This window comes from Streptomyces sp. NPDC046727, from assembly GCF_040645635.1.
Lineage (GTDB): Bacteria > Actinomycetota > Actinomycetes > Streptomycetales > Streptomycetaceae > Streptomyces.
Genome location: NZ_JBEYYR010000002.1, coordinates 428,059 through 439,743, shown reverse-complemented (window position 1 = coordinate 439,743; position 11,685 = coordinate 428,059). Strand labels below are relative to the sequence as shown.

Sequence of the window (11,685 nt, the reverse complement as noted above, 5' to 3'; positions counted from 1 at the left end):
GGACCAGCGTGCACAGCGTGATGCCCAGCTGGGCGGCCGCCAGCAGGGCCGAGACCCTGCCGCAGCGCGTCGACCAGGGAGTGCAGGTCGGCCTCGCCGCGGGCGGCGGTGCGGCGGAGCGCGTCGACGCGGTCGGCGACCGTGCGGGCGGCGCGGTCGGCGGCCACGGCGGCGATCAGGATGCCGGCGACGGTCACCGTGACCGCTCCGGCGAGCACGGCCCACAGGACGGGGCCGGTTCGTGCGCCGGTGGAGCGGATGCTGAACAGCACCGCGGCGGCGGCGCTGAGCGCGACCGCGAGGGGCGGCAGGACGGCGAGCCGCATGAGCTGGGGCCGTATGTGTGTTTCGGGCAGTGCGGGAGCGGGTCGGGCGACCGGCCGCCCGTGCTGGCCGCCCTCGCGGCGGTCGGCGCGGGCGGCCGGTGCTCGGAGGTGAGACATCTGCGTCCTCGTACTGGTCCGTCGGTCCTGTGTCCTCGTGCGGTGCGCGCCGCGGGCATGCGTCGATGCGGGCGTGCGTCATCGCGGCGTCGGACGGCGGGACAGGCGAATCCGGTGCGCGTCGCCCGACGGACACTCACAGTAGTTGCCTGGGCATCATGTGCGGTGGGCAGTTGACAAAGTCCCCCGAGGAGCGTCCCGCTCTGGTATGAGGTCTCGTACGAAAGTCCGATGACCGCTGCTCGACACCCGATCGAACCCGACCAGAACCGATCTCCCCTGCTCACAGGCGGTCGTGAACGGAACGAGCGGGTCGATCACCCGCACGCCGATCCCCCGAGTCGAGCGACAGCGACACCCATCGCCGAACTCCCTCCACCCCGCCACCGCGGCGATCACGGGCGCCTCGACACCCGCCCCGCCCCGGCCGATTGTTACGCAACGTGCTCGCTTTGGCCTTGACCGGCGTGCGGGCGAAGCTGAGACTGGTGTACGTAGTACGTGTGCTTCGTAGGTGTACGACACATGGGTGCACGGCACATATCCCGCGCGTCACGGCACGACAGAGGGGAGGCTCTCCATGGCCTTCCACGCGCTTCGCGAACCGGGCCCGGCACGGACGCGGTTCTGGGCGGAAGTCGGCCTGGGGACCTTGTCCGGGCTGCTCTTCCTCATCACGCTGATCTGGCCCCAGTGGATCGAACTCGCTTTCGATGTCGATCCGGACGCCGGCAGCGGGGCGGTCGAATGGCTGATCGTGGCCATCACCGCCCTGGTCACCGCCCTGTGCGCGCTCGGCGCGCGCGTCGAGTGGCGCCGCACCCACCCCGCCGGCGCGCATTCCGCCCGCTAGCGGCACCAGGCTGAGGGAGACGGAGGACTGTCATGCCTGAAGACCTCAGCGAACTCGTCCGCAAGGCCCCTCTGAGCTTCCTCGGCACGGTCGTCCGGCTCGGCGACTCGCGCGTGGCGAGCGTCCCGGCCGACGACCGTACGGCCGTGGTCCGGGTGGCCGAGGTGCTGCACGCGCCGGACGCCTTCAAGCGGCTCGGCGGCAGCGAGGTCACCGTACGGCTGTCGGACGACCTCGACCCGCCGGCCGTCGGCGACGCGGCGGCCTTCTTCACCGACGGAACGGCCTACGGCGAGGGTCTCGCCGTCCAGGAGGTCGGGCGCCTGCCCGCCGAGGCGGTGCAGCCGCATGTGTCCCGCGCGGCGAGGACCGCCGACGCCATGCCGTTCTCGGCGGTGGAACGCGATCTGCGGGACACGGACATGGTCGCCCACGCCGACGAGGCGGACGCGGTCGTCGTCGGCGTCGTCGTGGGGCTGCGTCAGGCGGCGAGCCCGACAGCCTCGGGCGAACGGGTCTCGGAGCACGCCCCCGACTGGTGGCTCGCGCTGCTCGACGTGGCGCATGTGGAGCAGGGGGCGGTGGCTCCGGGGCAGCTCACGGTGCTCTACCCCAACAGCCGCGACTTCCGCTGGTACGACGCTCCCAAGCCGCAGGCCTCGCAGCAGGGCATGTGGTTCCTGCACGCGACCGAGGGCGCGCTGGCCGAGTGGGCGCCCTTCCAGATCCTCCACCCGGAGGACTACCAGCCGGAGCAGAATCTCGAAACGCTGCAGGCAGCGCGGAGGTGACGGGCATGCCCACGCTCAAGGTCGTCAACATCACCCCCGTCGCACTGAGCGGGGACCGTACCCAGGACGCCGAGCCCAGCCTCGCCGTCAACCCGGAGCACCCCGAGCTGATCGTGGCGACCGCGTTCACTCCCGACCCGATGGGCGGGCCGCTCGCCCCGGTCTACGTGTCGACCGACGGCGGGGACACCTGGGTGCTGCGCAGCATCGTTCCGGGCGGGACCGCGCGGCTCGGCACGGGTGACATCTCGGTCGGCTTCGCGTCCGAAGGCGGTGCCCTGTACGCGGGCATCCTCAACGCGAAGGCATCCCTGCAGGACATCCTCCGCATGCAGATCCTGCGCTCGCCGGACATCTCCGCGGCGGCGCCCATGGAGCTGCTCGTCAGCCGGGACCGGGTCGACCAGCCGTGGGTCGAGGCCGGGAGCGTCCAGGTGAACGGCGGCACCCGCGACCGTGTCTACGTCGGCAACAACGACCTGGGCCGGCCCCCCAGGTCCGCCGCCGTGGACGTCTCCGGCAACGCCCGCACGGCTCCGGCGCCCGCCGGCTTCCAGCGCAACACCATCGAGCAGCGCACCCCGTCCAGCCAGGACGGACCGCCCGTACGGACCGCCGTGCACCCGAACGGCACGGTCTACGCGGCCTTCGAGAGCTGGGCGGACGCGACCGACGGCGGGGGCGACACCGTGAACGTCACGTTCGACGTCGTCGTCACCCGTGACGACGACGGGGGCGTCGGCGCGAGCGCCTTCCAGGATCTCAAGGACGCCGGCGACTCGGCCATCGGCCAGCGGGTGGCGACGGGGCGGTCCGAGCGGTTCAACGCGTTCATGGGCCAGGAGCGCCTCGGCGGCGATCTCTCGATCGCGGTGGACCCCGCGGACGCGGCGAGTGTCTGGGTGGCCTGGTGCGACCGCGTCGGCGGGCAGACGGGCTGCACCCTGCACGTGCGCCGTTCGACCGACCTCGGGCAGACCTGGTCGTCGGACGTCCGTACCGTCACCGACGCCAAGAATCCGGCGCTGGCCGTCAACACCGACTCCCTGCTCGGCCTCGCCTGCCAGCAGTTCAAGCAGGGGCAGTGGGTGACGTCGCTGGAGCTGACGGACGACGCCTGGCAGACCACGGCGGAGCGGCATGTGCTGCACCAGGCGTCGGCCACCGTGCCCGTCGCGCGCTTCCTGCCGTACCTGGGCGACTACATCCGGCTGCTCACGGTCGGCCGGGACTTCTACGGCGTGTTCTCCGGGAACAACACGCCCGACCTGGCCAACTTCCCGGAGGGTGTGACCTATCGGCGGCACGCCGACTTCGTGCATCACCAACTGCTCGACCTGGACAACGTGACGCGGGTGCCGACGTCCATCGACCCGTTCTTCTTCCACCGGGCCGCGTAGGCGATCACGGCCGAGGCGCCCGCCGCTCCGGCGGGCGCCTCGTCCCATGCGACCCTGCGGTGGTCAGGAGAGTGCCGTGAGGCAGAACTGGACGAGCCCGGCGTCGACGTCCAGGACGATCCGCTCCATTTCGGCCCAGGGCGGGTGGAAGCCGCCGGCCTCGTCACCCCACTCGATGGTGAAGCCGAGGATCTTGCCCTTGCTCTCGTCGACGATGTGCCGGGAGTACGCGTAGTCGTCGCTGGTTCCACAGGTGGGATACAGCTGGTAGCCGGACATCGGGCGGTAGGTACGGCCGCGTACGCCGTTGACCGCCGCGCAGAACCGTTCGGCGAGCACGGTGGAGTCGTCGGCGTCGGACTTCTCCAAGTACTCCGCGTAGGCGTCCGAGGCGAGACCGCGCCGGCGGTCGTAGACGGCGTTGAGGAAGTTCTGCTGGGCGTCGTGGGACTGGCTCTCGTCGTCGCCCCAGACGGTCAGCATGTCCTCGGAGAAGCTGTGCACGTCGACGAACCAGCGGGTGCGCGGCCACGTGTCGAACAGCCAGCGGACGTTGCGGGTCTCGGGCTCGGAGAAGGGCTCCGGTCCCTGGTACACGAGCTCGCCGGGATCGGCCGAGACGCGAGGTGCCGCGTAGGGGTGGAAGGCGGTGTCGAAGTCGAACAGGAAATCGTAGTTGCGGTTGATGTCGACGCCGATGCGATCGGGATCGCCGCCGGACCGCGCCGGGTTGCGGTTCTTGCGCCACATCGGCTCGACGGTCTGGCTGTAGAGCCGGCCGTCCGGGTTGACCAGCGGGAAGACGACGAGGTCCAGTTCGAGCAGGATCTTGCGCACGTCGTCCGCGGTGAAGGTGGTTCCGCCGTACGCGAGACCGGTGCCGCCTCGGTACGCCTCCAGCAGGTCGGCGGCGAGGTGGACGAGGATCTCGCAGCTGCCCCATTCACGGGCGTGCACGCCGCCGATCAGCACGGCGCAGTCGTTGGTCCCGGCCGGGACGGATCCGATCCGCAGGGCGTGGCAGGCGCGGCCCTCGACCGAGGGCTCGGGCAGGTCGATCAGCTCGCTCGTGCTCGGGAAGGCGGTGGCCAGGCTGGTCACGGCGGACTCGACCTCGGTGATGTTCAGGTACGACATGGCGGCCCTCCCGGCGGCCTAGATCTTGTCGGCCAGTCCGTGCGGTACGGCGTCGGCGGGGGCGAACCGGTCGCCGTGGCCGACCTCGGCCAGACGCGCCTGCCCCTCGGCCGTGACGTCCCCGGTCACGGTGACGGACACGCCGTCGCGCTGGAGCGCCTCGGCCTCCTCGGGGGAGACGTAGGCCACGACGGAGCAGCTCCCGTCGTCGGCGCGGCGAGCGAGCCCGCCGACGTCGGGATGGGCCTCGCGCAGGAGTGCGCGCAGGGTTTCGACATCCCGGGCGGTCACCCGCACGCGCAGGATGGGCTGAGGACTGCTGGACATGACGGCTTCTTCCAGCGCCGTCGGGGCGCGCTCAGGCCGTGCCGACGGCGCGAGTCTGCGCGGGAGAAACGCAAGGTTTCCGGGCGATGGGCAGTGAGATCGAAGCTATGTGCAATTTACGACGATGCAGGGCTGTATGCCGGATGTGTACGTCGTACTCTCAGGGTGCTCCGCCGCCGTAGAACGCGTCAAGAGGCGCTTCGGGCAGCTGGCTCAGGAGACTGTCGAGGCCATTGGTGAGTTCGCGTTCGTCGTCGTACTCGCCGAAGTGCGGAACGAGGGCGCGCAGCCGTGGATAGTCGGCGGCGGACAGCCGGTGCAGGCCGAGGCGCAGCACCGGGTCCGGCTCCTCCGGGTTGTCGACGACCTGGCGCTTGTCCACGAGCAGACAGCCGAGGGTCCAGGACACGAAGGTGCGGTAGATCATCAGCGCGGTGGCGTCGTCGAATCCGGCGCGGGCGAGGACCGCGAACAGGTGCTCCGTCAGCTGGAGCCAGGGCTCGGGCCGCCGGGCCACGGGCACGGCGAGCGGGCGGGTGGCCACCACGGGCAGCACCTCGGGATGGGCGTGCACGGCACCGGCGAACGCCCGTGCGATGCGGCGCAGTTCGGTCCGCCACGGCGGTTCGGCCGACGCGGAGGCCGCGTCAGGGCGGACCCGCTCGACGGAGGTCCGCAGGCGTTCGTTGACCTCGGCGAAGAATGCCTCCACCAGGCCGTCGAGCAGCCCCTCCTTGCCGTCGATGTAGCGGTAGAGCGCCATCGGCTCCACACCCAGGTCGGCCGCCAGCCGGCGCATGGTCAGGGCCGTCAGCCCCTCCCGGTCCACTAGGGCGACGGCAGCGGCGAGCACCACGGGACGACTGAGACGTCGCCGCCGGTCCGGTTTGTTGCGCTCTACCATGGCCATGCTCCGCGTACAACGTACATTTCATTCATAATCGTACGTTTTATCCGCAGAAACGGAACCTCCTGCCGGTCAGGACCCGACCATCAGGGTCTCGGCCGCCGGGGCCGACGGGGGCGGTGCGGTCGTCATCGACGTGGCACCGGTTCCCTCGTCCGATGCGCTGGAGGTCCCGGCCCCGAGCAGGCCCGCCGGCCCTGCGGTTACGGCTTCGCAACCTGGTCAGAGCGGAGGCAAGGGGGATGCGCGCAGGGCGACTTCACCGCGTCCACAGCCCACTTCGACCCGACGATGCGCCATGCTCGACGACATGACACCGGATCACCCCGATCTCGCGTTGTTCCGCGAGACGTACGAAGCCAGGACATGATGCCGACGAGAATCCTGCTCGAAGGACGCCCCGGCGCGGGCAAAACGACCCTTGTCCGCCGACTGGCCACGCTCCTGCGCGACCGCAGGACCGTCGGCTTCACCACGGAGGAGATCCGGCAGGGCGGTGCACGCACCGGTTTCGCGCTGGAGACGCTGGAGGGCGGTCGCCGAGCCGTGCTCGCCCATGTCGACTTCCCGGGTCCCCCGCGGGTGGGCCGGTACGGCGTCGATCCGGACGTCATCGAGCAGTTGGCGCTGCCGTCGCTCATGTCGGTGGCAGCGGATCCCACTGCTGGAGATCTCGTGCTGATCGACGAGCTCGGGCGCATGGAACTGGCCTGCACCGCGTTCCAGGACACGGTCCGGTGTCTGTTCGAGTCCGACATCGACATCGTCGCCACAGTCCACGCACACCATGACCCGTTCACCGACGCCCTCAAGCAGCGCCCTGACGTCACGCTGCTCCAAGTGACCCGGACCAACCGGGACACGCTCCCCGAGGATCTGGCAGCCCGGCTCGAAGAGCCATGACGAGCAGAACGCCCCGCCGGCCGGCAGCCGACGGGACGTTCTCGCGTCCAACCCTCGAAGGGCTACACGAAATTCTTGGTCAGGGGGCCGGCCGGGGGCTTTTTGACCGTGAACGTCTTGGCGTACGAGTTCTTCTCGTTGTCGCTGTCCACGCAGGTGATCTTGGCGGTGGCCACCGTTCCGTTCGTCGGAATTCCTGTGAGCACGACCGAGTACGCCTCGACCTCGTCGTTACCGGGGAGCTCGTCCGAGTCGGCAGCTCCCTTCCTGGGCGTTATCGTGATGGTGTCCGGCACGGAATCCCCGAATTTCGCACAGCTCACCGTTCCCGATACGGCAACCTTCACTGCGGCGTGTGCCGTGCCGGTCGCCACCAGGGGAGCGGCGAGTGCCAGCGAGGCCACGACCGCGACGGAGCCGAGCGTCTTCCTTGTGTTGCTGCTGGTATTCCGCATTTCAGACCCCACGTTCAGACGGCTTTGCCGAGCGCACCTGCCGCTGAGGGCTGCATTCGACCCCGCATGCCCGGCATGGGGGTCGGCTGTGCATTCGCACTGGATGGCGCTGAGCGCCATGGGGGAGCCGCTTGATTCCGGCTTCGGACGCCAACTCCCCTGCGATGGAGCAGTCCTACAGGTGTGACGTACGTTTCGACCCTAGCGAGCAGCGGGCACTATGTCCACTTTTGACCGATATGCAGCCCGCTTACCCGAGTTCGAGAGTCGACGCCCCATGCTCTCCGCGGTCAGCCCTCGCCCACAAGGTCGAGGTCGTCACGAGACGCCACCGGCATGATCTCCGGAACGGGCCACTTGCGGTCCAGCGGCAGGGACACATCCCGCCACCACGGGCGCGTGGGGAGGACTCCAGCAGGCTCGAAGGGCTGGCCCGGTACAGGGACGGCGACCGCCTGCCCGACCGCGTCCGCTGCGGCCAGCGTCCACTCCCCCGGCTCGGCCCAGGGATGCGGGGCGAGGTTGAAGGTGCCCCAGTGGATCGGCAGCAGCACGCCGTGCGGCGCTCCGCCCTGCAGGTCGAGGTGGGCGCGCAGGCCCTCCTCGGGAGTCATGTGGATGTCGGGCCAGAACTCGCTGTACGCCCCGAGCTGGATCATCGTGGCGTCGAACGGGCCGTGGGTGGCGCCGATGTCCGTGAAGCCGTCGAAGTAGCCGGTGTCTCCGCTGTGGTAGATCCGGTGCTCTTCGCCGGCGACGGCCCAGGACGCCCAGAGGGTGTGCTGGGTGTTGCGCAGGCCCCGGCCGCAGAAGTGGCGGGCCGGGGTGGCGGTGAGGGTGAGCCCGCCGACCCGGGTGGACTCGTGCCAGTCCAGTTCGCGCAGCCGGTCCGGGGAGACGCCCCAGTGTTCGAGGTGGGCGCCGACGCCGAGCGGCACGGCGAACACGGTGTCCGTGCCGGCCAGCGCCTTGATGGTGGGCAGGTCCAGGTGGTCGTAGTGGTCGTGGGAGATGACGACGACGTCGACCGGTCCGAGCGCGGCCAGCGGCAGCGGGACCGGGTGCAGCCGCTTGGGCCCGGCGAAGGGGAACGGGGAGCAGCGCTCGCCCCAGACGGGGTCGAACAGGACCCGGTGACCGTCCATCTCGGCGAGCACGCTGGAGTGGCCCATCCAGGTCAGTCTGAGTCCGGACGCGGGCGGCTTGGCCAGGTCGGCGAAGGTCGTGGGGTGCACCGGAACGGTGCCCTTGGGGGCGCGCAACGGACGGGTGTCCTTGTCGAGGAACACCTTGGCGAGATCGCGCGTGGAGCCGGACGGCCGGGTGCGCGCGGGGCCGCCGGGGTTCTGGAAGACACCGTCCTTGAAGTGCGGCGAGCGGCGGATACGCGCCAGGCGCTCACCGCTGGGGTCCGCGCCGAAGGCAGCGGGCCGCAGCACGCGGAGCCCGGAGCTGGCGGAACGCAAACCGGTCACGGTACCTCCCGGTGGAGTGGGTGAGGCCCTCCATTATGGTCGGCCCCTCCGACAGTCCGGACACGGCGGGGTGCACCCGGCCGCCGCCGGTGATCCGCCCAGTGCGTTGACAGGGCCGGGACCGGCTCCTGATACTGACTCGCGGTTCAGTAACATTCGCCGTCGCTCCCCCGGAGATCGCATGACCGCCCCGCTGATGTCGCTCGTCTGGACCGACCATGTCACGGGCCGCCGGGGCTTCCTCGTCGTGGACCGGCTGGTGCGGGGCGTGGCCAGCGGCGGGCTGCGGATGCGGCCCGGCTGCACGCTGGAGGAGGTGGCGGGGCTCGCCCGTGGCATGACGATGAAGGAGGCCCTGCACTACGACCCCGCGGGCCGCTACATCCCCCTCGGCGGCGCGAAGGGCGGCATCGACTGCGATCCGCGGGACCCACGGGCGTACGGGCTCCTCGTCCGCTATCTGCGCGCCATGCGGCCGTACATCGAGAGCCTGTGGGCCACCGGCGAGGATCTCGGCCTGAGCCAGGACCTGGTGGACCGCGCGGCGGCCGAGGCGGGCCTGGTCTCCACCGTGCAGGCGGTGTATCCGCTGCTCGACGACGAGTCGGCGGCCCGTGAGCGGCTCGCGGACGCCTTCGCGGTGGAGGTGGACGGCATCGGCCTGGACGAGCTGGCGGGCGGCTGCGGGGTCGCCGAGTCGGTGCTGGCGGCCCTGGACCGGGCGGCGGTGCCGTACGCGGGTACCCGGGTCGCCGTGCAGGGGCTCGGCACGATGGGCGGGGCCACCGCGCGCTTCCTCGCGCGCGCGGGTCTGACGGTGGTGGCCGTGGCCGACCTCAAGGGCACGATCGCCAACCCGGCGGGGCTCGACGTCGAGGCGCTGCTGGCGGCGCGCGACGGCTACGGCACCGTCGACCGCGGCGCGCTGCGCCCGGGCGACCGCGAACTGCCCGGCGACGCCTGGCTGTCCACGGAGGCGGAGGTGCTGGTGCCGGCCGCCGTGTCGTACGCGGTCGACAGCGCGTGCCAGGAGCGGATCCGGGCGCGCTGGATCGTCGAGGCCGCCAACATGCCCGTCGTCGCCGAGGCGGAGGCGCTGCTGGCCGCGCGCGGGGTGACGGTGCTGCCGGACGTGGTGGTCAACTCCGGGACGAACGCCTGGTGGTGGTGGACCCTGTTCGGCGACATCGGAGCGGACGCCGACGAGGCGTTCGCGTACATCCGGCGCTCGATGCGCGCCCTGGTGGGCCTGATGCTCGACCGCGCGGAGGCCGACGGGACGACACCGCGCGCGGCCGCGCACGCCCTGGTGACCGACCGGCTGCCGGTGATCGCGGAGCGCTTCGGCTGGTATCGCTGACGCTCCCGACGGGTTCGGCCGTAGGGGTCAGCGGCTAGGGTGACCGCGTGGCGAGAGTGCGGTTGAGCGTGGCGGAGCGGCGGGAGGAGCTGCTGCGGGCGGCGATAGAGCAGATCGAGGCGCGGGGCGTGGCGGCGGTCAGGATCGCCGACGTGGCCGCGGCCCTCGGGGTGAGCAACGCGCTGGTGCTGTACCACTTCTCCACGAAGGAGAAGCTGGTCGCCGCCGCGTTCACGTACGCGGCCCAGGACGACCTCGCGCACCTGCGCAAGCTGCTGGGCCGGCGGACCACCGCGCTGCGCCGGCTGCGGGCCGCGGTGCGCTGGTACGCGCCGACCGGGCAGGCCAAGGGCTGGCGGCTGTGGATCGAGGGCTGGGCCGTGGCGCTGCGTGAGCCCGCCCTGCGGGAGGTCACCCGGGACCTGGACAAGCAGTGGAAGGCGGCGATCACGGAGGTCATCGCCGAGGGCGTGGCGGCCGGCGAGTTCGGCTGCGCGGACCCGGTCGGTGCGGCGCTGCGGCTGACCGCGCTGCTGGACGGGCTCGCGGTGCAGCTGACGTCCTACCCGGGCGCGGTGGCGCGGTCCCGGGCGCAGGAGTGGGTGGACGACGCGCTCGCCCGGGAACTGGGCCTGGACCGGCGGGCGTTGACCGGACGGGAGCGGTGAGCGCGCACGCGTCCGCGCCCCGGACCACAGGGGCCCGGGGCACGGGCGGTCGGGTCAGGCGACCGAGGCGATGCGCATCTTGATGTCGTCCGGCGACAGCGTGCCCTTCGCGGTCACGTGGTCGCCGGAGGACTCGCCGCGCAGTCGGCGCCCGATCCAGGGGACGAGGTATTCGCGGGCCCACTGGACGTCGTCGCGGCGGACGTCCAGGGTGCCCCGGGGCGGCAGCGGCGGCCACGGCTGCTCCGGGTCGGCGGGGATCTCCAGGCCGAGGGCCTGTCCGGCGCGCAGGGCCACACGCGTGTGCCCCTCGGGCGAGAGGTGCAGCCGGTCGCTGTCCCAGGCCCTGCGGTCCTGCACGGACTTCAGGGACCACAGGTCGAGCACGGGGCAGCCGTACCGGTCGGCGATGGCGCGGACGTGCCCGTTGTAGGTGGCGATCTTGCCGCGCAGATGCTTGAGCACGGGGACACCACGGGTGTCGAAGCCGGTCGTCACCAGCACGGTGCCGGCGGCCTCGGTCAGCTGCGCCACGGCGCGCTCGAAGCGCTCGGCCACCTCGTCGGGGTCGGTGCCCGGGCGGATGATGTCGTTGCCGCCCGCGCAGAAGGAGACCAGGTCCGGAGCGATGTCGACGGCCTGCGGAAGCTGGTCGGCCACGATCTGGTCCAGCAGCTTCCCGCGCACGGCGAGGTTGGTGTACTGGAAGTCGCCCTCGGGACGCCGGTCGGCGAGCAGCACCGCGAACCGGTCGGCCCAGCCCACGAACGCCCCGTCGGGCCCGGGATCGCCGACGCCCTCGGTGAAGCTGTCCCCCACCGCCACGTACGACCCGATCACTGATCTGCTGTCATTCTTCGAATCGTCTGCCACGTCGGACCATGATTCACCTTCAGATGTGACCTACGCGACCGTAGGCAGGGGTTGACGAACGGTGAGATGAGCCACTCCTAAAGAATTTGCCAA

The 11,685-nt window shown here is 71.2% G+C and carries 12 protein-coding genes and 1 pseudogene; 6 read left to right on the top strand and 7 right to left on the bottom strand.

All coding sequences use genetic code 11. From position 1 onward, the window contains the following. Positions 1-443 (bottom strand): annotated as a pseudogene (locus ABZ937_RS04105) (ATP-binding protein); the annotation flags it as partial. A gap of 580 nt (positions 444-1,023) precedes the next feature. On the opposite strand from ABZ937_RS04105, the gene ABZ937_RS04100 reads away from it, so the two are divergent. The 3 genes from ABZ937_RS04100 to ABZ937_RS04090 are packed head-to-tail and all read left to right on the top strand — an operon-like array spanning position 1,024 to position 3,487. After that, positions 1,024-1,296 (top strand): ABC transporter permease, encoded by a 273-nt coding sequence (locus tag ABZ937_RS04100; protein WP_361685393.1) that lies wholly within the window; start codon positions 1,024-1,026, stop codon positions 1,294-1,296. Positions 1,297-1,328: 32 nt separating this feature from the next. Continuing rightward, on the top strand, positions 1,329-2,087 hold the full coding sequence (locus ABZ937_RS04095) for a hypothetical protein (RefSeq protein ID WP_361685391.1): 759 nt from the start codon (positions 1,329-1,331) through the stop codon (positions 2,085-2,087). A gap of 5 nt (positions 2,088-2,092) precedes the next feature. Further along, positions 2,093-3,487: a hypothetical protein gene (locus ABZ937_RS04090; protein WP_361685389.1), complete on the top strand. Its 1,395-nt coding sequence runs from the start codon at positions 2,093-2,095 to the stop codon at positions 3,485-3,487. Positions 3,488-3,550: 63 nt separating this feature from the next. On the opposite strand, the gene ABZ937_RS04085 is transcribed toward ABZ937_RS04090, so the two are convergent. From ABZ937_RS04085 to ABZ937_RS04075, 3 genes are all read right to left on the bottom strand, one after another. After that, the gene (locus ABZ937_RS04085; RefSeq protein WP_361685387.1) at positions 3,551-4,624 is read right to left on the bottom strand and encodes a M14 family metallopeptidase; all 1,074 of its coding nucleotides are present in this window, start codon (positions 4,622-4,624) and stop codon (positions 3,551-3,553) included. 18 nt (positions 4,625-4,642) lie between these two features. Then, positions 4,643-4,951 carry a hypothetical protein gene (locus ABZ937_RS04080; RefSeq protein ID WP_361685385.1) on the bottom strand — a complete coding sequence of 103 codons (309 nt, stop codon included), beginning with the start codon at positions 4,949-4,951 and terminating at the stop codon, positions 4,643-4,645. A gap of 160 nt (positions 4,952-5,111) precedes the next feature. Next, on the bottom strand, positions 5,112-5,855 hold the full coding sequence (locus ABZ937_RS04075) for a TetR/AcrR family transcriptional regulator C-terminal domain-containing protein (RefSeq protein ID WP_361685383.1): 744 nt from the start codon (positions 5,853-5,855) through the stop codon (positions 5,112-5,114). A gap of 369 nt (positions 5,856-6,224) precedes the next feature. Between ABZ937_RS04075 and ABZ937_RS04070 the strand changes: the two genes are divergently transcribed. Then, complete coding sequence (locus ABZ937_RS04070) at positions 6,225-6,761, top strand: NTPase (RefSeq protein ID WP_361685381.1); 537 nt, start codon at positions 6,225-6,227, stop codon at positions 6,759-6,761. Positions 6,762-6,823: 62 nt separating this feature from the next. On the opposite strand, the gene ABZ937_RS04065 is transcribed toward ABZ937_RS04070, so the two are convergent. Together ABZ937_RS04065 and ABZ937_RS04060 are read right to left on the bottom strand one after the other, a co-directional pair. Further along, entirely contained in the window at positions 6,824-7,216 is a 393-nt protein-coding gene (locus tag ABZ937_RS04065) for a hypothetical protein (RefSeq protein ID WP_361685379.1), read from the bottom strand. Positions 7,217-7,506: 290 nt separating this feature from the next. Next, positions 7,507-8,691, bottom strand: coding sequence for an MBL fold metallo-hydrolase (locus tag ABZ937_RS04060; protein WP_361685377.1), 1,185 nt, complete (start codon positions 8,689-8,691; stop codon positions 7,507-7,509). A gap of 181 nt (positions 8,692-8,872) precedes the next feature. Between ABZ937_RS04060 and ABZ937_RS04055 the strand changes: the two genes are divergently transcribed. Beyond that, positions 8,873-10,051, top strand: coding sequence for a Glu/Leu/Phe/Val dehydrogenase dimerization domain-containing protein (locus tag ABZ937_RS04055; RefSeq protein ID WP_361685375.1), 1,179 nt, complete (start codon positions 8,873-8,875; stop codon positions 10,049-10,051). Positions 10,052-10,098: 47 nt separating this feature from the next. Further along, a complete protein-coding gene (locus ABZ937_RS04050) occupies positions 10,099-10,719 on the top strand; it encodes a TetR family transcriptional regulator C-terminal domain-containing protein (protein WP_361685373.1) in 621 nt (206 codons plus the stop codon). Positions 10,720-10,773: 54 nt separating this feature from the next. On the opposite strand, the gene ABZ937_RS04045 is transcribed toward ABZ937_RS04050, so the two are convergent. Then, positions 10,774-11,559: an SGNH/GDSL hydrolase family protein gene (locus tag ABZ937_RS04045; RefSeq protein WP_361685443.1), complete on the bottom strand. Its 786-nt coding sequence runs from the start codon at positions 11,557-11,559 to the stop codon at positions 10,774-10,776. Between the last annotated feature and the right edge of the window lie 126 nt (positions 11,560-11,685).